At 62.5% G+C, this 17878-nt stretch carries 21 protein-coding genes and 1 pseudogene; 8 read left to right on the top strand and 14 right to left on the bottom strand.

Annotation, left to right across the window (positions count from 1 at the left end; genetic code table 11):
• Window positions 1-174: 174 nt before the first annotated feature.
• The 4 genes from ychF to NMG80_RS29160 form a co-directional block, all read right to left on the bottom strand.
• Window positions 175-1278 (bottom strand): redox-regulated ATPase YchF, encoded by a 1104-nt coding sequence (gene ychF, locus NMG80_RS29175; protein WP_091598417.1) that lies wholly within the window; start codon window positions 1276-1278, stop codon window positions 175-177.
• 97 nt (window positions 1279-1375) lie between these two features.
• Window positions 1376-2098 (bottom strand): aminoacyl-tRNA hydrolase, encoded by a 723-nt coding sequence (gene pth, locus NMG80_RS29170; protein WP_254021298.1) that lies wholly within the window; start codon window positions 2096-2098, stop codon window positions 1376-1378.
• A 23-nt stretch (window positions 2099-2121) separates the two neighbouring features.
• Window positions 2122-2760 carry a 50S ribosomal protein L25/general stress protein Ctc gene (locus NMG80_RS29165; RefSeq protein WP_254021297.1) on the bottom strand — a complete coding sequence of 213 codons (639 nt, stop codon included), beginning with the start codon at window positions 2758-2760 and terminating at the stop codon, window positions 2122-2124.
• Between the two features lie 238 nt (window positions 2761-2998).
• Window positions 2999-3502: a DUF2938 domain-containing protein gene (locus NMG80_RS29160; protein ID WP_301943400.1), complete on the bottom strand. Its 504-nt coding sequence runs from the start codon at window positions 3500-3502 to the stop codon at window positions 2999-3001.
• Between the two features lie 111 nt (window positions 3503-3613).
• Between NMG80_RS29160 and NMG80_RS29155 the strand changes: the two genes are divergently transcribed.
• On the top strand, window positions 3614-4291 hold the full coding sequence (locus NMG80_RS29155; RefSeq protein ID WP_254021296.1) for an ArsR/SmtB family transcription factor: 678 nt from the start codon (window positions 3614-3616) through the stop codon (window positions 4289-4291).
• A 253-nt stretch (window positions 4292-4544) separates the two neighbouring features.
• Here NMG80_RS29155 and NMG80_RS29150 read toward each other — a convergent pair whose 3' ends face one another.
• From NMG80_RS29150 to NMG80_RS38030, 3 genes are read right to left on the bottom strand one after another with little or no spacing between them, the layout of a single operon-like run.
• Window positions 4545-5171 carry a substrate binding domain-containing protein gene (locus NMG80_RS29150; protein WP_436798714.1) on the bottom strand — a complete coding sequence of 209 codons (627 nt, stop codon included), beginning with the start codon at window positions 5169-5171 and terminating at the stop codon, window positions 4545-4547.
• Window positions 5150-5476 carry a LysR family transcriptional regulator gene (locus NMG80_RS29145; protein WP_254021294.1) on the bottom strand — a complete coding sequence of 109 codons (327 nt, stop codon included), beginning with the start codon at window positions 5474-5476 and terminating at the stop codon, window positions 5150-5152. The genes NMG80_RS29150 and NMG80_RS29145 overlap by 22 nt, the downstream gene beginning before the upstream one ends.
• Window positions 5477-5478: 2 nt before the next feature.
• The gene (locus tag NMG80_RS38030) at window positions 5479-5796 is read right to left on the bottom strand and encodes a hypothetical protein (protein ID WP_436798711.1); all 318 of its coding nucleotides are present in this window, start codon (window positions 5794-5796) and stop codon (window positions 5479-5481) included.
• Here NMG80_RS38030 and NMG80_RS38025 point away from each other — a divergent pair.
• The 4 genes and pseudogenes from NMG80_RS38025 to NMG80_RS29120 all read left to right on the top strand — a co-directional run.
• Window positions 5750-6040 (top strand): annotated as a pseudogene (locus NMG80_RS38025) (SDR family oxidoreductase); the annotation flags it as partial. The gene NMG80_RS38030 and the pseudogene NMG80_RS38025 overlap by 47 nt on opposite strands.
• Before the next feature lie 79 nt (window positions 6041-6119).
• Window positions 6120-6593, top strand: coding sequence for an SDR family NAD(P)-dependent oxidoreductase (locus tag NMG80_RS29130; RefSeq protein WP_254021291.1), 474 nt, complete (start codon window positions 6120-6122; stop codon window positions 6591-6593).
• 157 nt (window positions 6594-6750) lie between these two features.
• Complete coding sequence (locus NMG80_RS29125; RefSeq protein ID WP_436798710.1) at window positions 6751-7425, top strand: anthrone oxygenase family protein; 675 nt, start codon at window positions 6751-6753, stop codon at window positions 7423-7425.
• 339 nt (window positions 7426-7764) lie between these two features.
• Window positions 7765-8364, top strand: coding sequence for a TetR/AcrR family transcriptional regulator (locus tag NMG80_RS29120; RefSeq protein WP_254021289.1), 600 nt, complete (start codon window positions 7765-7767; stop codon window positions 8362-8364).
• Between the two features lie 104 nt (window positions 8365-8468).
• Here the strand turns inward: NMG80_RS29120 and NMG80_RS29115 are convergent, their stop codons facing one another.
• On the bottom strand, window positions 8469-9731 hold the full coding sequence (locus NMG80_RS29115) for an MFS transporter (protein WP_254021288.1): 1263 nt from the start codon (window positions 9729-9731) through the stop codon (window positions 8469-8471).
• A 119-nt stretch (window positions 9732-9850) separates the two neighbouring features.
• Here NMG80_RS29115 and NMG80_RS29110 point away from each other — a divergent pair, with 119 nt between their 5' ends.
• On the top strand, window positions 9851-10732 hold the full coding sequence (locus NMG80_RS29110) for an AraC family transcriptional regulator (protein ID WP_254021287.1): 882 nt from the start codon (window positions 9851-9853) through the stop codon (window positions 10730-10732).
• 46 nt (window positions 10733-10778) lie between these two features.
• On the opposite strand, the gene NMG80_RS29105 is transcribed toward NMG80_RS29110, so the two are convergent.
• The 6 genes from NMG80_RS29105 to lgt form a co-directional block, all read right to left on the bottom strand.
• Window positions 10779-11714 (bottom strand): ribose-phosphate pyrophosphokinase, encoded by a 936-nt coding sequence (locus tag NMG80_RS29105; RefSeq protein WP_023799890.1) that lies wholly within the window; start codon window positions 11712-11714, stop codon window positions 10779-10781.
• A 166-nt stretch (window positions 11715-11880) separates the two neighbouring features.
• Entirely contained in the window at window positions 11881-12528 is a 648-nt protein-coding gene (locus NMG80_RS29100; protein WP_254021286.1) for a hypothetical protein, read from the bottom strand.
• A 54-nt stretch (window positions 12529-12582) separates the two neighbouring features.
• Window positions 12583-13734 carry a M24 family metallopeptidase gene (locus NMG80_RS29095; protein WP_254021285.1) on the bottom strand — a complete coding sequence of 384 codons (1152 nt, stop codon included), beginning with the start codon at window positions 13732-13734 and terminating at the stop codon, window positions 12583-12585.
• Window positions 13734-14528, bottom strand: a complete 795-nt coding sequence (gene pgeF, locus NMG80_RS29090) for a peptidoglycan editing factor PgeF (RefSeq protein WP_254021284.1) — start codon at window positions 14526-14528, stop codon at window positions 13734-13736. Before pgeF ends, NMG80_RS29095 begins: the two co-directional genes overlap by 1 nt.
• Before the next feature lie 151 nt (window positions 14529-14679).
• Window positions 14680-15768: a class I SAM-dependent methyltransferase gene (locus NMG80_RS29085; protein WP_254021283.1), complete on the bottom strand. Its 1089-nt coding sequence runs from the start codon at window positions 15766-15768 to the stop codon at window positions 14680-14682.
• Window positions 15765-16619 carry a prolipoprotein diacylglyceryl transferase gene (gene lgt, locus NMG80_RS29080; RefSeq protein ID WP_254021282.1) on the bottom strand — a complete coding sequence of 285 codons (855 nt, stop codon included), beginning with the start codon at window positions 16617-16619 and terminating at the stop codon, window positions 15765-15767. Before lgt ends, NMG80_RS29085 begins: the two co-directional genes overlap by 4 nt.
• A 131-nt stretch (window positions 16620-16750) precedes the next feature.
• Here lgt and NMG80_RS29075 point away from each other — a divergent pair, with 131 nt between their 5' ends.
• On the top strand, window positions 16751-17053 hold the full coding sequence (locus NMG80_RS29075) for an accessory factor UbiK family protein (protein ID WP_091598528.1): 303 nt from the start codon (window positions 16751-16753) through the stop codon (window positions 17051-17053).
• Between the two features lie 316 nt (window positions 17054-17369).
• A complete protein-coding gene (locus NMG80_RS29070; RefSeq protein ID WP_095491597.1) occupies window positions 17370-17870 on the top strand; it encodes a type III secretion system chaperone family protein in 501 nt (166 codons plus the stop codon).
• Window positions 17871-17878 lie beyond the last annotated feature (8 nt).

The raw sequence follows: 17878 nt of genomic DNA, 5'->3' as shown, positions 1-17878 counted from the left end.
GGATCGGCGCGCAGCGCCGAGACGGAAGAGGGGTATTGCACGGAGTGTGTCGGTGCCAAGCTGGAACACCCCTCATCCGACCTCGCGGAGCCTGTCCTCGGGCTTGCCGGAGGCAAGACCCCTGGGCGAGGCCACCTTCTCCCACAAGGGGAGAAGGAAGAACCGCCAGTTAGCTCAAGTATTGAACTTGAACAGCATGATGTCGCCGTCCTGGACGACATACTCCTTGCCTTCGTCGCGCGCCTTGCCGGCCTCCTTGGCCGCCACTTCGCCGCCCAGCGTGACGAAGTCGTTGTAGGCGATGGTCTGGGCGCGGATGAAGCCGCGCTCGAAATCGGTGTGGATGACGCCTGCCGCCTGTGGCGCCTTGGCGCCCTTGTGCACGGTCCAGGCGCGCGTCTCCTTCGGCCCGACGGTGAAATAGGTGATGAGCTGCAGCAGCTCGTAGCCGGCGCGGATCACCTTGTTCAAACCAGGCTCATCGAGGCCCAGGGTGGCGAGGAATTCCATCTCCTCTTCGTCGCTGAGCTGCGCGACCTCGGCTTCGATCGCCGCCGAAATCACCACGGTGCGGGCGCCTTGCGCGGCAGCCATCTGCTCGACCGCCTTGGTGTGTGCGTTGCCGGTTGCAGCATCGGCTTCGGCGACATTGCAGACATAGAGCACGGGGTGCGATGTCAGCAGGTTCAGCCCCTGCAGGATACGCAGATCCTCCGCGGAGATATTTTTGAGCAGGATGCGGGCCGGCTTGCCGGCTTGCAAAAGTTCAAGAGCGGCTTCCATCATCGGAAGCACGGTCAGCGCCTCCTTGTCCTTGCCGGAAGCGCGCTTGCGGAACTGCACGATGCGGCGCTCGAGGCTGTCGAGGTCGGCGAGCATCAGCTCGGTCTCGACGGTCTCGGCGTCGGCGACGGGATCGATGCGGCCTTCGACATGGGTGATGTCGTCATCCTCGAAGCAACGCAGCACATGGACGATGGCGTCGACCTCGCGGATATTGGCCAGGAACTGGTTGCCCAGCCCTTCGCCCTTCGAGGCGCCGCGCACCAGGCCGGCGATGTCGACGAACGAGATGCGGGTCGGGATGATCTCCTTCGACTTGCCGATCGCCGCGATTTTTTGCAGGCGCGGGTCGGGCACCGCGACTTCGCCGGTGTTCGGTTCGATGGTGCAGAACGGATAGTTGGCGGCCTGTGCCGCCGCCGTTCTGGTCAGCGCGTTGAAAAGCGTCGACTTGCCGACGTTGGGCAAGCCAACGATGCCGCATTTGAAACCCATTTTTATCCGGTCCTATCGGGAAATCGAAATTTGATGAGGGCTATGGGCGAAAGCGGTGACGAACGTCAACCCCTGCAGCCCCGATCCGTGGCCAGGCTCAACCCTTGCCGCCAAACAGCTTCTTCAGCATGGCGGCCATCGGGCCGGTTTCGGGCAGCTTGGCTGCCAGCTGCTGCGGGCGCGCCTGGCGAACGTGGCTTTGTGCTTTTGGCGCCTTGGCTGGCGGGCGGTCGTCGCCCGTAGGCGTGAGCTTGTCGCGCAAGGCCAGCGTCACGCGATTCATGAAGGAATTGTCGTCGCCCTTGGCAAGCAGTCCGGCATCGTCGGCGATGGTGTCGAGCAGCACGTCCAGCCACTCGCGGTCGCTTTTGGCGAAATCGCCAAGCACATGGCCATGCACCATTTCCTTGACGCCGGGGTGGCCGACGCCAATGCGCACGCGGCGGAAACCCTTGCCGACATGCTGGTCGAGCGAGCGGATACCGTTGTGGCCACCGGAACTGCCACCGACCTTGACCCGCACCTTGCCGGCGGCAAGGTCGATCTCGTCATAAAAGACGGTCAACGCCGAAGCGTCGAGCTTGTAAAAGCGCAGGGCTTCGCCGACCGACTGGCCGGACAGATTCATGAAGGTCTGCGGCTTGATCAGGATGATTTTTTCGCCGGCGAGCGTGCCTTCGGCGATCAGACCCTGGAACTTTTTCGACCAGGGCGAAAAGGAATGGCGGCGGGCGATTGCGTCCGCCGCCATGAAGCCGACATTGTGCCGATTGTCAGCGTATTTCGCGCCCGGATTGCCGAGGCCTGCAAACAGCAGCATCGTCACCTCCGGGCGGAAACGGATTACTTCTCTTCGGCGGCAGGAGCCGCTTCGGGTTCAGCCGCTTCGACCGTCTCTTCAGGCTCCGGCTTCATCGCCGAGGAGCCGGCAATGGTCGCGACGGTGAAGTCGCGGTCGGAGATCACCGGCTTGACGCCTGCCGGCAGCTTGACCGCCGAGATGTGGATCGAATCGCCGATATCGGTGCCGGTGAGATCGACGGTGATGAATTCCGGGATCGCATTGGCCGGGCAGTGGAACTCGACCTCGTGACGGACGATGTTGAGCACGCCGCCGCGCTTGATGCCGGGCGATTTGTCCTCGTTGATGAAATGGACCGGCACGTCGACATTGACTTCGGTGTCCTTGCCGATGCGCAGGAAGTCGACATGGACCGGAAAATCCTTGACCGGGTCGAGCTGGTAGTCCTTGGGCAGGACCTGGATCTTCTTGCCGTCGACATCGATGGTGGCGATCGTGGTCAGGAACCCGCCGCCATGGATCTTGTAGTAGATGTCCTTGTAGGTCAGCGCAATCGCCAGGGGAGGCTGCTTGTCGCCGTAGATTACTGCAGGCACTTTACCGTTGCGGCGAACTGCACGGGCGGACCCCTTACCGACCTGTTCGCGCGCTTCGGCCTTGAGCTCGTAAGTATCGCTCATGGAATTTCCTTTCGCGTTGTTCTGGAGCGTTCGCGGCCGGCGAGATGCCTGGGCCGTAAACGTCGAAAGCCGTCATGGCGTTACATGATCTGGTCCAAAATCTTCTTTGGGATCACGTGAGGCCGGACAGCCTTCCGCCGCGTTGCCTCCAAGGGTGTCTACGCGGGTGGCGGCTCTATAGCGGAAGGCGGCGCGGGGTGCAAGCCAAGGGCGGGCATTGCAAGCTGACCGCAATCGATCAGACCGGAAACAGGAGTGCCGAAAGCAACGCAGCGGCATACAGTCCGACCCCGAAGGTGAGATGAGTCATGAGGCCGCGCAGCCGCGCGGTGCTCGGATGGGGCGTTTTCGTGGCTGCAATTCCGGCTCCAAAGGCTGGCTGCATTACGAAAAACGGGGCGACGACAGTGGACATGCCGACAACAAGGGCGGGAAGCAATGTCGGGTGTCGTGCCCAGTCGAGGCCCCAAACTCCCATCAGCAAGGCAGCAAAGACGATGCCGATCGCGTAATGCGCGACCCACCCAATAGGCGTTTCGCCGCGAATTCGGGGAGCCTGCGCGATATTCGCATGCGCGAAGCGTCCTCGCGGAAAGTGGCCGATCCAGCGGCCGACCCAGGCATAATCAAGCGGCGGAATCGCAAACGTTCGTTTCAGAAACAATCCCCAAAGATCCATCACCGCCGTCGCCCCCGTTCCGATCGCGGCTGCGCGGACAACGAACTCCAACTGCTCGTTCATTTCTATGCTCCTGCCTGGTCCATGCACCTGTCTTGGGCGTCCGACACTAGCCGATCAAAATCAGTCATTCAATGAATTGATTGATTAATTGATTTATGATAGAATCGCAGTATGAAAAACGCAGATGTCCATCATCCGATCTTTGACGAGATAGCCGATCTCGCCCGCACGCTGGGGCATGCACACCGGCTGGTTCTTCTCCGCCACATTGCCGACGGCGAACTGGCCGTGGAGCAGCTGACGCAACTTTCCGGGATCGCTTTGGCCAACACGTCGCAGCATCTTCAACAGCTCAAGCGGGCCGGCTTGGTGCAGACCCGGCGAGACGGGAAACGCGTGCTTTATCGTTTGGCCGATGGCCCGATCGAAAACGTGCTTGGGGCCTTGCGTAGCCTTGCAAACCACAGGCGCGAGCAAATCCGCGAGCTTATCGATGACACTGTGAGCCGGCCGGACAGGCTGGAGAGCATCTCGCGCGAGGAACTCGTGCGCCGCATGCGGAACGACGAAATCGTGCTGCTCGACGTTCGGCCGCAGGAGGAATACGCGGCGGGACATTTGCCAGGCGCGATTAACATCCCCGTGGGTGAGCTAGAAGAACGACTTGCGGAGCTTCCACGAGAGAAGGTAATCGTCGCCTATTGCCGTGGTGTCCGGTGCGTTCTTTCTGCCGACGCGCTGGCAATTTTGAGGGCGCGAGGCCGGGCCTCACGGCGGTTCGAAGGCGGCTTTCCCGAGTGGCTGAATTCAAGCCTTGATGCCGACGGCATGAACTACGAAAGCGGCTGACAGAAGCCGAGGCCGGCGTCGCCGCGAATGTCCCGCAGCATCAGGCAGGGCTTGCCGGCGCCGTCATGAACACGGCGATGGAACTTGGCCCGACGGGCTTGGCGGGACTGATGTCGGTGGCCGCGACGCAAAGCGGCGTCGTGCGAGGCTATGGCTGGGCATTCGGCGCGGCCTGCCTCTTCTGCTTGGCTGCGGCCGCGGCTGCGATGAGGCTCACCAGGCAGGGTGCCTGCGCAAGGACCGCTCCGAACGCTTATCCCAATTGATCGAGCCGGGACGAAGCTTCACCCGATAGTGGGCCCAGCCTGCATTGCTGCTGCTTTGGCGTGACGCGCCAGCATAACCTCCTCTCGGCGACGGCGTGATCGATAAAGGCGCGCTGGGCCGCCGGCATGTGTCGGTTGCTCGGAAATACGACATGAAACGCGCCGCTATCCTGCCGGCAATCGCCAAGAACACGCACCAACCTTCCCGACAACAGGTCGTCCGCCGCAACGCCGAGCGGCAGCAGGGCGATGCCGACGTCGGATCGCGACGCGCGCAGGGCAGCCTCGGCATTGTCGACAACCATCCGCGGTCTCAGCGCGCAATCAACAGCACCGCCCGACGCCTGCAACGCAATGCTTTGTGGTTCAAGTGTACCACCGAGCAGGATCAGGTCATGATCGTCCAGGTCGCCGAGCGTCGTCGGAGCATGACGGCTCCGTAGATACTCCGGGCTGGCAACGAAGATACGTTCGACCGCGCCAAGACGCCGCGCAACGAGGCTCGAATCCGGCAGCCGGCCGGTCCTCAGTGCGACGTCGATGCGCTCCGCGACGAGATCGACGTGCTTATCGGTAAGGCGCAACTCGATGCTCACCTTCGGGTGCTGTGCCAGGAACGACCTATCCAGTCCATGAGATGGTGCGTGCCCAGATAGATCGGCGCCGAAACGCGTAAGCGCCCCTCCGGCTCGGCGCGAGCCGCTCGCACGAACTCTTCAGCCGATTGCAGGTGCGCGAAGCCGCGCTCGGCCTCTCGATGAAACGTGGCTCCAAGCGCGGTCAATGTCACCTTGCGGGTCGTTCGATGCAGCAGTCGAACGTCCAACTCGCTCTCCAACTGCGCCACGCCCCGGCTGACCGTCGCCTTGCGAACGCCCAACGCGCGTGCGGCTGCGGAGAAGCCGCCGGTCTCGACCACCTTCAGAAATAGGGCGATGTTTCGCCATTGGTGCAAATTTTCGAACGAACTTTCTCTAATGTCACGTCTAGCATGCCGGTGCCGACGCCGTCATCATCTGAACTCTCAGCAGGAGTGAAGGTTATGCCAGGTGGAAGGCACATATCTCGGCGCAACGCCATCAAGACCGGCGCAGCTTTGGCGGCGGTAGCCGCCGCGCCTGCATTCGCGCAGCCGGCGGTTTCGGCGCCGAAGGTTGTCCTGATAACGGGGAGCAGTTCCGGCTTCGGTCGCTTGATCGCGGAAGGGTTTGCCGGTAGCGGAAGACGCGTCGTCGCCACGATGCGCGATGTCGGCGAACGTAACGCGCAAGCGGCCGCGGACCTCGGCGCACTCGCTTCGAACGGCTTGCCACTAGACGTCGTCGAGATTGATGTGCTGAGCGATGAGTCGGTCACCGCAGGCGTCGCCCGCGCAGCGGCGTTAGCCGGGCGCATCGACATTCTGGTCAACAATGCCGGTATCGCCGTACCGGGCCCTGTCGAGCTTCAGCCGCTGAGCTACTTCGCCTCCAACATCGACACCAATATGGGCGGCGCGCTCCGCATGTGCCGTGCCGTGCTGCCGGTGATGCGGGCGCAGGGCGGTTGGCACCATCATCCAGATGTCGAGCGCGCTCGGCCGCGCCATCGATCCGATGCTCGGCGGTTACTGCGCGTCGAAACTGGCGGTGGAGGCGGCGGCCGACGCACTGGCCTACGAAGTGGCGGCATCAAACATCGAGGTCACGATCGTGCAGCCCGCCGGCGCTTATCCAACCAAGTTCCAAGAGAACGCCAAGCGCTACTGGCAAGCCATGATCGACCAGCCGGGCCAACCGAACCAGGCGGCGCTTGCTGCCTATCGGACGCACATCGAGGCGATGCTGACGGATCTGGCGCCTGATCCAGAACTCGATCCGAAGGAGGTTTCCGATGCTGTCATTGCGCTGGCCGGGATGGAGTTCGGCACAAGGCCCGGACGCCTTACCGTCGGCCCTTACAAGGACGGGCTCGATCCCGTGAACGCGGCACATGACGCGCTGCAGTCCGAAATGATGGCGCATAACCGCATCGCCGATCTGTTGAAGCTCCGGTGAGTTGCAGGCCGCGCTGCCGTCTTTCTGAAACGATCCTCCAAGCCGAGGGCAGCCATGAAAACCTTCCCATTCCGCGTCGACGGAACCGACCGAAGAAGCCTTACGCGCCGCCGATCATATGCAATTGAAGGCCGGATCGAGTGGCGATCCGGACGCCATGGCGGCAATCCAGCATCCTTACTATCTCGGCAACGCGCCGAACAATCGCGTCGTCGATGGCGAAGCGGTCCGCTCGCTCATGGCATCCGGCGCGATAGCCAGCGACAGCTTCGACCGGACGATCGAACGCATTGCCATCACCGAAAACGTCGGTGTTGTTATGGGCCGAGAGACGATCGAGGCTATGCAGGCGATGAATGCATCGGTTCGCAACGCCGTGTTCTTTCCCGCATTCTTTCTGACGCCGGTCGTCCTCGGGCTCACGGCTGCCGCGATGCGTTTCAATGGCCGCAGGTCGCCTGCGTTCTGGTTCGCTGCGGCGGCGCTCGTCTATCTGAAATCGGGCCTTTTCCTCACATTGGCGGTGAACGTGCCGATGAACGAGGCATTGGCCGCAATTCCCGTCCCCAAGGATATCGAGACTGCGCGAGAAATCTGGCAGGACTATTCAGGGGGCGGTGGCAGTTCTGGAACCAGGCGCGAACCATCGCATCAGGTGTCGCCCTGGCTTTTGCCGGCTTCGGTCTGGCGAGATTGTGACCGTGAGCGCCCAGGCCGAATGATGCAGCGGGCTGAGCGGAGCAAGGCGATCAGCCGACGTCAGCCAAGGCCGCTGTGGATGACATTGGCATGCCTCGCCAGCAGGCGCCAACGCGCGTCACTCCAAATGTAGATGTTGGTGAACCGGCGCTCGAGCGGTTTCCCGGAGAACATTTTGGCCGAAATGCTGCCTGAGGTGGCGACGATGGTCACTCGGGGATCAGTCTGGTCGAGCCCCCACATTGTGGAGCAGACCCAGGCGTAGAAAAATCCGAAGATCGCCCCGCAAAAGACGATCGATGTGACCGACAATCCTACGACTACCCCAGGCATCGCTGCTTTCACCAAACCGTATTGTCGTGTACGCTTTCACATACACGTACAAAAGTGTACGGTTCTGGTCAAGCGGTTTAGAAGATTGGCGGTTTTGCAGATTGGCACAGTTTCGGAGATTGGCGGTTCGGAGATTGGAATGCGCGAAGACAGCAAGGCGGCGCGTCGAGCACAGATCGAGCGGGCAGCCTACAAGCTTCTCAAGGAGAGAGGCTACGGCGGGACTTCCATGCTTGGCATAGCCAGAGAGGCAAAGGCGTCAAACGAAACCCTTTATCGCTGGTATGGCGACAAGAAGGGCCTGTTCAAGACGATGGTCGAAAACAATGCAAGGATGACGAAGGCGGCACTGGATGCGGCAATCAGGGACGAAGCCGATCCTCTGGCAACCCTTGAAGATGTTGCTCCGATCGTGCTTTCGATGTTGCTTGGCGAGCGGGCAATTTCCCTGAACCGCGCGGCTGCTTCCGACGAGAGTGGCGAATTGGGTGCGACGATTGCCGCAGGTGGCCGCGATTCGGTATTTCCGCTGATCGAGAAATTGATCCAGCGCGGCTTGGAGAGCAGTGCGTTGGCCGCCCCATCTGCGCGCATAGCGGCCGACTGGTTCTTGAATCTGCTGATTGGTGATCTGCAGATCCGACGGGTCATTGGCACTCTGCCGGTTCCTTCAGACAAGGATGTCCATTCAAGAGTGGTTGCCGCGATCAATGCGTTTAGAAAGCTTTGCAGCACGTGACGGCTAAAATCGACCTGTGGCCGTTCTCACCTAGGGTGAGCAGGAAGACGGCTGCTCCTGAGAGCAATGACAGCCTAGCTTAAGGCCGAAATCCAACTCAAGCTTCACCCGATCGTGGTCTCCTCCTCGAGCTTCCTCGCTTGCCTCATGTTGGGAAGAAAAACCGTCAGCAGCCCGAGCAGCGGCAAATACGAGCAGATCTGAAAGACGAAGTCGATGTCTTTCAGGTCGGCAACGACGCCGAGCACGGCGGCGGCGATGCCGCCCATGCCAAAGGCGAAGCCGAAGAAGATGCCGGCGATCATGCCGACGCGGCCGGGCACCAGTTCTTGGGCGAAGACGACGATGTTCGGGAAGGCCGAGGACAGGATCAGGCCGATCAGCACGGTCAGGATCATGGTCCATTCGAAATTGGCGTAGGGCAAGGCCAGCGTAAAGGGCAGCACGCCGACGATCGAGAACCAGATCATCGCCTTCTCCCCGTAGCGATCGCCGAACGGGCCGCCGAGCAGGATGCCCAGCGCCGAGGCACCGAGGAACAGGAACAGCATGACCTGCGACATCTGAACCGAAACGCCGAATTTATCGATGGCGTAAAAGGTGTAGTAGCTGGCGAGGCTGGCAACGTAGGCGTTCTTGGTCAGCACCAGCAGGGTCAGCACCGCCAGCGCGCCCATCACCTTGCGGCGCGGGAAGGGCGAGACGAAGTCTGCCGCCTTGCGGCTGGCGAGCGAGGCGCGCAGCCGGCTGTACCAGCCGCCGACCCGCCACAGCACGATGATGCCGATCAGCGATCCGGCTGCGAACCAGGCTATGCTGGTCTGGCCGAAGGGCACGACGATGAAGGCGGCCAGCAGCGGCCCGATGGCCTGGCCGAGATTGCCGCCGACCTGGAACAGCGATTGCGCCAGGCCGAACCTGCCGCCCGAGGCGAAGCGGGCGATGCGCGAAGATTCCGGGTGGAAGATCGCCGAGCCGATGCCGATCAGCGACGCGCCGATCAGCAGCAGCCAATAATGTCCGGCATAGGCCAGCACGATCAGGCCGATCAGTGAGGACGCCATGCCGTAGGGCAGCGAATAGGGCATCGGCCGCTTGTCGGTGACCATGCCGATCAGCGGCTGCAGCAATGACGCCGTCACCTGGAAGGTGAAGGTCAAAAGGCCGATCTGCCAGAAATCGAGACGGTAATTGTCCTTCAGCAGCGGATAGATGGCCGACAGCAGCGACTGCATGATGTCGTTGACACAATGGCAGAAGCTCACCGCAAGGATGACGCTGAAGGCCGTCGCTTGCGCCGAAGTGTGGCTGGCCGTCGCCGGCGTGGCGGCGGAGGTGGCTGTCGTATCGGTCAACGCAGGCTCCATGGTCTCTTTGGCGGACGCTGCCGCAGGCGGCCCTTGTGGCCCCGCTGCCTTATAAGTTAGTTGCCTGGCGACTTCTTTCGTGGTTTGGTCCAATAGTTTCGCGAGTGGGCCATTAGCCAATGCCGCATGGCACCAAAATCTTCAAAGCGGGCGACACCGATCTCCAGTCTGCCGATCTGGGGCAGTTCACCGATCTCGGGCTGTTGCGCCGCTGGCAATGGCTGGAGCAGGCGGTCGGGCCGGCGGTGGCCCTGCCGACCGAATTTCCCGACGGCTACCACGTGCCGCAGCACCGTCACAGTCGCAGTCAATTGCTGCATGCGCTTGTCGGCGTTGTGCTGGTGACGACGCGGCATGGGCGCTGGATGGTGCCGCCCGATCATGCGATGTGGATTCCTGCCGGCACCGAGCATTCCGTCGAGATGCTTGGCGACGTCAGTATGCGCTCGGTCTATGTGATGCCGGACGCCATCGCCGGGCTGCCGGATGGCTTGCGCGTCGTCGGCATCACCGATCTGATGCACAGCCTGATCGTGGAATCGGAAAAGCTGCCGCAGGGCGCCGAGCTTGAGGGGCGCGGCGGGCTGATCATGAGCCTGCTGCTGCATGAAATCCCGAACCTGCCGGAACGGCCGCTCGGCCTGCCTTTTCCTTGGGATCCAAGGCTTGCAGCACTGTGCCGACGCTTCGTCGCAGCACCCTCGCCGCACGCGACGATCGACGAATGGGCCGATATCGTCGGCATGAGCCGGCGTTCTTTCACCCGCGCCTTTCATCGCCAGACCGGATTGTCGTTGTCGACATGGCGCCAGCAGGCCTGCCTGTTCGCGGCCTTGCCGAGGCTGGCCGACGGCGAGCCGATCACGAGGGTGGCGCTCGATCTCGGCTATGACAGCGTGCCGGCCTTCATCACCATGTTCAAGCGCATGCTGGGGGCATCGCCGCGCCTCTATATGCGCGGCTCAAGGGACAATGTCAGGGTGTCGACGGGTAGCGCATGACCTCGGAAGGATCATGCGCGAAAACAAGGTAGCGCGGGCAGAGACTTCAGTCGAACAGGCTCGACACCGACTCTTCGGTCGCCGTGCGCGAGATCGCCTCACCCATCAGGTCGGCGATGGAGACAACGCGGATGTTGCTGGCGTCGAGCACCGCCTGGGTCGGCTGGATGGAATCGGTGATGACCAGTTCCTGCAGTTTCGAGGCGCCGATGCGGGCGATGGCGCCGCCCGACAAAACGCCATGGGTGGTGTAGGCGGTGACGCTGGTGGCGCCGGCGGCAAGCAGCGCATCGGCCGCATTGCACAAGGTGCCGCCCGAATCGATGATGTCATCGATCAACAGGCAATCCTTGCCGCGCACGTCGCCGATGACGTTCATGACTTCCGATTCGCCGGGGCGCTCGCGACGCTTGTCGACTATGGCAAGCTGGGCATCGATGCGCTTGGCGAGCGCGCGGGCGCGGACCACGCCGCCGACATCCGGCGACACGACCATGACATTGGCAAGCCGCTTGTATTTCGCCTTCACATCGCGGGCCATGACCGGCACCGAGAAGAGATTGTCGGTCGGGATGTCGAAAAAGCCCTGGATCTGGCCGGCGTGGAGATCCAGCGTCAAGACGCGATCGACCCCGGCCCGGGTAATCATGTTGGCGACCAGCTTGGCCGAAATCGGCGTGCGGCCCGAGGCGCGGCGGTCCTGCCTTGCATAGCCGAAATAGGGAATGACCGCGGTGATGCGCTTGGCTGACGAGCGCATGAAGGCATCGATCATGATGAGCAACTCCATCAGGTGATCATTGGTCGGAAACGAGGTGGACTGCAGGATGAAGACATCCTCGCCACGCACATTCTCCTGTATCTCGACGAAGATTTCCTGATCGGCGAAGCGCCTGACGCTGGCTTTGCCCAGCGGGATGTTGAGATAGCGGGCGACCGCTTCGGCCAGCACCCTGTTGGAATTGCCCGCGAAAAGCTTCATGCACCGTTCCTGGTGAAGGATGGAGACTCTGGCAGACTCTCTTGAGCCTCTTAGTCGGGCTTTTAGCGGCCCGTGCCGGTATTGCAAGCGTCGTGATCGGGAATCCGCCGGCTAATCTCAATAAACCTTCACGGCGAGAATAACCGGCCACATGTCAGCCGGCCGGTCAGCCCGCTTGGCCGCCAAGCCATGTGGCAAACTGGTCGATTGTCTGGTCGGCGATCGCCTGCATGGTCTCCGGCGCAACCGCAGCCCAGCCTTCGCCATCATTGACGGAGGGCGCCTTCTGCTGGCCGTTGATGCGATGCAGCCGGTTGCCTGCCGGGTCATAGACGTCCCAGACATAGATGACGGTGGTATCCTTGCCTTCCGACATCGTCGAGAAATAGCCTTTCAGCACGTGCGTCGGAGTCTGTCCGGCGCTTCCTGCAAGGGTGATGCCGCGCTGCTTGGCTCGCGTCTGAAGCTGCGCGGTCAATGGTGTCGCGGCTTCCACCGAGGCGCCGACGATCGGCGCCACCTGCAGACGGGTGCGTGCGATGACGGCGGCGCTCTTTGCCGGCGGCACGGTGGTGGTTGCGGGCTGTGCCGTCGGGGAAGGCTGTGTTGTCGCGGGAGGCTGGGCCGTAGCGGAAGGCTGGGCGGTGGTTGCAGGTGCGGTGGCCGTTGCAGCCGTGCCGCTTCCGGCCGCTGGCACGGCCTGCGTCGACTGCGGGGCGATGGCCGAGGGCTCGAGAACGTCCTTCGCGTTGGTGCAGGCGGCCAGCGTCAGCGCCGCGAGCAATGACACGGTCGTCGCATGCGATCGCCTCATTTGCCTCAAAACTCCCTGGCGATGAACGCCTCTTGCATTCTTACCATTATGGATTCATTGCACAATCAAGTCGAGATCAAGGCGGGACAGCGGCTTCGGCTGCGATTCAGTCGTCAGATAGGTCCGGCCAAGCGTCATTGCCGTCTCGGTTTCGGAGTCCATGATGATCATGTGGGCGAACAGCGTCATGTTTGGCGCGATCGGTTCGGGATTGCCCTGATAGAACATCGGCATGTCCATCCATGATGGGGTGAAGCGGGCGCCGAGCGAATAGCCGCAGGCGTTGAGCCGGTGCTTGGTCAAATTGTGCGTTTCGAGCGTGCGGGCATGCGCGTCGAACACGTCGCCGAAGGTATTTCCGGGCGTCATCGCCTTTTCGACCGCCAGAAGTGCGGCGCGCGCAGCATCGAACAGTTCCTGGTGACGTTTCGACACCTTGCCGGTCAGCACCGTGCGCATCATCGCCGCATGGTAATGGTGGAAGACGCCGGCCCATTCGAGCGTCAGCTGGTCGTTCTTGCCCAGTTTGCGACGGCCAGCCTTGTAACGGCAAAGCAATGCGTCCACGCCAGAGCCGATGATGAACTCGTTGGCCGGATAGTCGCCGCCGCCGGCAAAGATCGCGCCCTGCATGGCGGCAAGGATCAAGGCTTCGTCGCCACCCTGCTTGATCAGCGGCAGGGCCGCGTCCAGCGCGTCGTCGGCGAGATTTGCGGCCTTCTCCACCTTGGCGATTTCGGCCGGGCTCTTGAACAGGCGCAACCGGCTGACGATGCCGGAAGCGTCGGCGATCTGGCCAAAGGTCTGCAATTGCTCGTCCAGGCGCCGGCCATTGTAGGCGGTCAGGCCGTGGGTGTCGTATTCGACGCCGATGCGGGCGCCGAGCAGGTCGAGGTCGTTGAGCAAATTGCGCAGGTCGACCGCCGGATTGGCGCCGTCGCGATCGGTCCACAGCACGATGTTGTCGATGATCGAGGTGTGGCGCGCCTGGCGCAGATCGGCCGAGCGCGTGAGCAGGATCATCGAACCGTCTGCCTTCACCACCAGGCACTGGAAGAAGCAGAAGCCGAACGTATCGTAGCCGGTCAGCCAGTACATGCTCTCCTGCGCAAACAGCAAGACGGCATCGAGCTTCTTCTCGGCGATCTCGATCATCAGCCGATCGCGCCGCGCGTCAAACTCCGACCGTTCGAAATGCAGCGCCATTACTCTGTCTCCAAAACGATTGCCGAAATCTGCCGCCCGTAATCCGGCTCCTTGCGATGGGTGCTGCGCCGGTAGGAATAGAACAGATCCTCCTCGGCGTAGGTGCAGCGGCCGAGCCCATCGGCGGTGACGCCGGCCCGGGTCAGCCGATCGACCGTATAGCGGCTGAGGTCGAACATTGCATGTTCCGGCTTCACGGAGGGCGCGAAATAGCCGATATTGTCGGCATCGGCCTCGACGAAACGAGCGATGAATTCCGGGCCGACTTCATAGTTTTCCGGGCCGATGCACGGGCCGAGAACCGCAATGATGCGCTCGCGCCGGGCGCCGAGGCTTTCCATTGCCGCAATGGTGCTTTCCAGCACCCCTGACAAGGCGCCCTTCCAGCCGGCATGGGCTGCGCCGACGATTCGCGCCTCGGCATCGGCGAACAGCACCGGTCCGCAATCGGCCGTCGAGGCGCCCACCGCAATGCCCGGCCGGTCGGTGACGACAGCGTCGGCCTTCGGCCGATCGCCGGGAAAGGGCTGCCTGGCGATGACGACGTCGGGCGAATGGATCTGGTGGGCGGTCAAGAGATGGCTTGATGGCACGCCCATCCAGTCGGCGATGCGGCGGCGGTTCTCGGCGACCTGCGTCTGGTCGTCGCTCGAGCCGGTGCCGATGTTGAGGCCCTGATAGATGCCGCTGGAGACGCCGCCGACGCGGGTGAAATAGCCGTGGCGAATGCCTTGCGCCCGCGCTTTCTCCAGCAAGGGCGACCGAACGGGATCCGGTTTGGTCTGATTCAGCATGGCTGCGTTGTTGTCCGTGAGAGCGATTTCGTCAAGCGTCAGTCCAAAGATGGCGTCAGTCCAAAGAATGGCGACAGTCCACAGATGAGCTACACTCCAAAGAATGGCGACAGTCGGAAGGCGGGAGAGTGGGAGAGGCGGCGGTGAAAAGTCAATCCGCCGTTGCAAAGGGCGGAACGGCGATGCCGGCAGGCAGGACGGCAAGCACCTTGAACAGGTCGCCCATGGCTTGCGGACCGGCGAGGCGTTCGACCTCGCCTGCAATCTTTTCGCGAGCCGCCTCATTGGCATTGGCGCCGAGCTGGCCGGCGCGTTCGAGAAGCCCCATTTCCACCAGGAATTCGCCTTGCGTGGAGAGATGGGCATCGAGGCCATGCGCCCGCACAATCGCGGCAAGGGCGGCGAAATCGACATGGGCGGTGAGATCGGCCTCGCCCGGATTGGCCAGCACATCTTCGTGATCGTGCCTGCGCAAGGCCTGCAACGTGTCGCCGATCCCTGGCTGGAGGTAGCCATAGTCGAGGAACAGGCCGGCGCCGCCGAGCCCGGCCAATCGCTCGGCGATGCTCGCCATCAGCGCGGCTCGGGCCGGCGCGATCTCGATGATCGCGCCCTGAGGCGCGTTTTCGGCATCGTTCGGCAATAGCGCCGGGTCGACCGAGCCGGCGCCGGCGAAGAAATGCAATTCGTCCGCGTCGTCGATACCGATCATCCGTTCGCGCCAGCCTGTTCCGGCGCGGACGAACTGGCGGATCGGCACCGCGTCGAACACTTCGTTGCCGACGATGAAAAGCGGGGTCTGCGGCAGCGTGTCGATGTTTTCGTGCCAGCCGATCGCGGCAGGCGTGGCGGCAAGCGTTTGCTTCTGGACATCTGCCAGCCGCGGGCTGGTCTCGATCATGGCGAACGATGTACCGGCGGTCAGCGCCGTATCGAGCCGCGAAAGCGTGCGCAGCATGTCCTTCATCAGCGTGCCGCGGCCGGGGCCGATCTCGGCGATGGTGGCCGGCATCGGCCGGCCGGTCGCCAACCAGGCTTCGTAGAGCCAGACGGCGATCAGCTCGCCGAACATCTGGCTGATCTCCGGTGCGGTGACGAAGTCGCCGGCAGCCCCGAACGGCTGGCGCGTCGTATAGTAGCCGTCCCGCGGATCGAACAGGCAAAGCGCCATGTAGTGGTTGACGGGGATCGGCCCGGCGGCAGCGATCAGCTCGACGATGCGGGTTTTCAGCCGGGTCATACCGGCTGCGGCTGTGTAACCGGCTTTGCGGTCGCCATCGCCCAGATGCCGGCCAGCAGCATCGGCAGCGACAGCACCATGCCCATCGTCAGCCAGCCGGTGCCGAGGAGGTAGCCGAGCTGCTGGTCGGGCTCGCGGAATAATTCGACAAGGATGCGCGAGAGACCGTAACCCGCGATGAAGGCGCCGCCGACGAAGCGCGGCGTCTTCAGCTTGAGCCTGGAATGGGTGAGGAAGCGCAGGACCAGGAACAGCACCAGGCCTTCTAGCAGCGCCTCGTAGAGCTGGCTCGGATGGCGGGCAAATGGCCCGCCATTGGGGAATTCGACCGCCCATGGCACGTCGGTCGGCCTGCCCCAAAGTTCGGAGTTGATGAAATTCGCCATGCGGACGAGGCCAAGGCCGACCGGCACGCCGGCCGCCACCACGTCGAACAGCGACCATGTGCGGATGCCGCGCGACCAGGAAAACAGCGTCATGGCGAGGACGACGCCGAGCAGCCCGCCATGGAAGGACATGCCGCCCTGCCAGACGGCAAGGATATCCGAGGGTTGAGCGATGTAGCGCGGCAGGTCGTAAAACAGCACGTAGCCGGTGCGCCCGCCAAGCACCACGCCGATAGCCGCCCAGACGATGAAGTCGTCGAGATCCTCGGGCTTCATCGGCACTGTGCCGTCAGGCCAGAGCCTCGCATTGGCGACGAGCCGCTTGGCATACCACCAGGCGAAGAGAATGCCGACGATGTAGCCGACGCCATACCAATGCACCGCCAGCGGCCCGATCTGGACGATGACCGGGTCGATGTTGGGGAAGGGAAGGACGGCCAGCGGCAGCATAAAATACTCGCTCAACAGGATCTCCCGGTTGCGATCGCGTTCGGGCGCGGACCATGCGGCAGGGTTTTGGCCGGGTCAAGGCGACGTGGAAGCTTGCATTCCGCGTCGTGCGCCACTACGTCAAATCGAGCAAGCGAGGATTTGCCATGTCGACCGGACCGAACCGCATTCTCGATGAATTCGCCAAGCTGATGACCGACGCTGCGGGTGCTGCGCAAGGCGTGCGCCGCGAAGTGGAAACCGCCTTCAAGGGGCAGGCCGAGCGCGTTCTCAACTCGATGGACCTGGTGCAGCGCGAAGAATTCGAAGCTGCCCGCGACATGGCGGTAAAAGCCAGGGAAGAAAATACCCGTCTCGCCACGCGCCTCGAAGCCCTCGAGGCGAAACTCGCCGAATTGACCGGGCAGGCCGCGCCTGCGGCTGCGGCAAAGCCCAGACCAAAAAAATAATCGTTAAACTTTTCCACAAAGCACAATCGCAAAAAGCGCTTTGTCGTGAATCGCTTACCGGCATTGCGTGAATCTTTGTGACAGCGGCTTTCCACATGCGAATGACGCAGTGCGAAAAAATGGGCTGGTCACGCGAGTCCCGATCAATAGACTGAATTTGTTGCATGATTCGGAGCAGGGTCATGCGCCGGGCGGTGGGGTCCGGTCTGGGGTCTTTGCGTTGACGAAGTCCCGGCCGTCCGAGTTCTAGACAAGATAGTTCGCTGTGTGTGCCCCGCGGAGCGTGAGGCGCTCCCCTGAACGACAGGAAGCATTCATGGAACTTCTCGAACTCGAATTCTCGCGCGAAATCCATCCGGTGGATGTTATCGAGCAGGTGGCGCATAACAACGAGTGGTCCTTCGAACGGGCCGGCGACGACGAGATTTCGATTTCAGTTGCCGGAAGCTGGACCGACTACCACGTCTCATTTTCCTGGATGGAGGATTTCGAGGCGCTGCATCTGGCCTGCGCGTTCGACATCAAGGTGCCGGAGGCGCGCGCGCTCGAAGTGATGCGGCTGCTTTCGCTGATCAACGAGCAGATGCTGTTCGGCCATTTCGACCTCTGGGAGCAGGAGGGCGCGATCATGTTCCGCCAGTCGCTGCTGCTCGCCGGCGGGGTCGAGCCGTCGAGCCAGCAGGTCGAGGTGCTGTTGTCGTCGGCGCTGGAAGCCTGCGAATGCTATTTCCAGGCGTTCCAGTTCGTCGTCTGGTCGGGAACCTCGGCCAAGGATGCGCTGGCCGGCGTCCTGTTCGAGACTTATGGAAACGCCTGAGCCAGGTC

Origin of the sequence: Mesorhizobium escarrei (assembly GCF_935825525.1) — a bacterium.
Taxonomy (GTDB): domain Bacteria; phylum Pseudomonadota; class Alphaproteobacteria; order Rhizobiales; family Rhizobiaceae; genus Mesorhizobium; species Mesorhizobium escarrei.
This window is presented reverse-complemented; position numbering and strand designations above follow the sequence as displayed.

Excerpts from the sequence above, each read along its gene's own strand:
- ychF (WP_091598417.1), bottom strand. The coding sequence starts at position 1,278 with ATGGGTTTCAAATGCGGCATCGTTGGCTTGCCCAACGTCGGCAAGTCG.
- pth (WP_254021298.1), bottom strand. The coding sequence starts at position 2,098 with ATGCTGCTGTTTGCAGGCCTCGGCAATCCGGGCGCGAAATACGCTGAC.
- NMG80_RS29165 (WP_254021297.1), bottom strand. The coding sequence starts at position 2,760 with ATGAGCGATACTTACGAGCTCAAGGCCGAAGCGCGCGAACAGGTCGGT.
- NMG80_RS29160 (WP_301943400.1), bottom strand. The coding sequence starts at position 3,502 with ATGAACGAGCAGTTGGAGTTCGTTGTCCGCGCAGCCGCGATCGGAACG.
- NMG80_RS29155 (WP_254021296.1), top strand. The coding sequence starts at position 3,614 with ATGAAAAACGCAGATGTCCATCATCCGATCTTTGACGAGATAGCCGAT.
- NMG80_RS29130 (WP_254021291.1), top strand. The coding sequence starts at position 6,120 with ATGTCGAGCGCGCTCGGCCGCGCCATCGATCCGATGCTCGGCGGTTAC.
- NMG80_RS29125 (WP_436798710.1), top strand. The coding sequence starts at position 6,751 with ATGGCGGCAATCCAGCATCCTTACTATCTCGGCAACGCGCCGAACAAT.
- NMG80_RS29120 (WP_254021289.1), top strand. The coding sequence starts at position 7,765 with ATGCGCGAAGACAGCAAGGCGGCGCGTCGAGCACAGATCGAGCGGGCA.
- NMG80_RS29115 (WP_254021288.1), bottom strand. The coding sequence starts at position 9,731 with ATGGAGCCTGCGTTGACCGATACGACAGCCACCTCCGCCGCCACGCCG.
- NMG80_RS29110 (WP_254021287.1), top strand. The coding sequence starts at position 9,851 with ATGCCGCATGGCACCAAAATCTTCAAAGCGGGCGACACCGATCTCCAG.
- NMG80_RS29105 (WP_023799890.1), bottom strand. The coding sequence starts at position 11,714 with ATGAAGCTTTTCGCGGGCAATTCCAACAGGGTGCTGGCCGAAGCGGTC.
- NMG80_RS29100 (WP_254021286.1), bottom strand. The coding sequence starts at position 12,528 with ATGAGGCGATCGCATGCGACGACCGTGTCATTGCTCGCGGCGCTGACG.
- NMG80_RS29095 (WP_254021285.1), bottom strand. The coding sequence starts at position 13,734 with ATGGCGCTGCATTTCGAACGGTCGGAGTTTGACGCGCGGCGCGATCGG.
- pgeF (WP_254021284.1), bottom strand. The coding sequence starts at position 14,528 with ATGCTGAATCAGACCAAACCGGATCCCGTTCGGTCGCCCTTGCTGGAG.
- NMG80_RS29085 (WP_254021283.1), bottom strand. The coding sequence starts at position 15,768 with ATGACCCGGCTGAAAACCCGCATCGTCGAGCTGATCGCTGCCGCCGGG.
- NMG80_RS29075 (WP_091598528.1), top strand. The coding sequence starts at position 16,751 with ATGTCGACCGGACCGAACCGCATTCTCGATGAATTCGCCAAGCTGATG.
- NMG80_RS29070 (WP_095491597.1), top strand. The coding sequence starts at position 17,370 with ATGGAACTTCTCGAACTCGAATTCTCGCGCGAAATCCATCCGGTGGAT.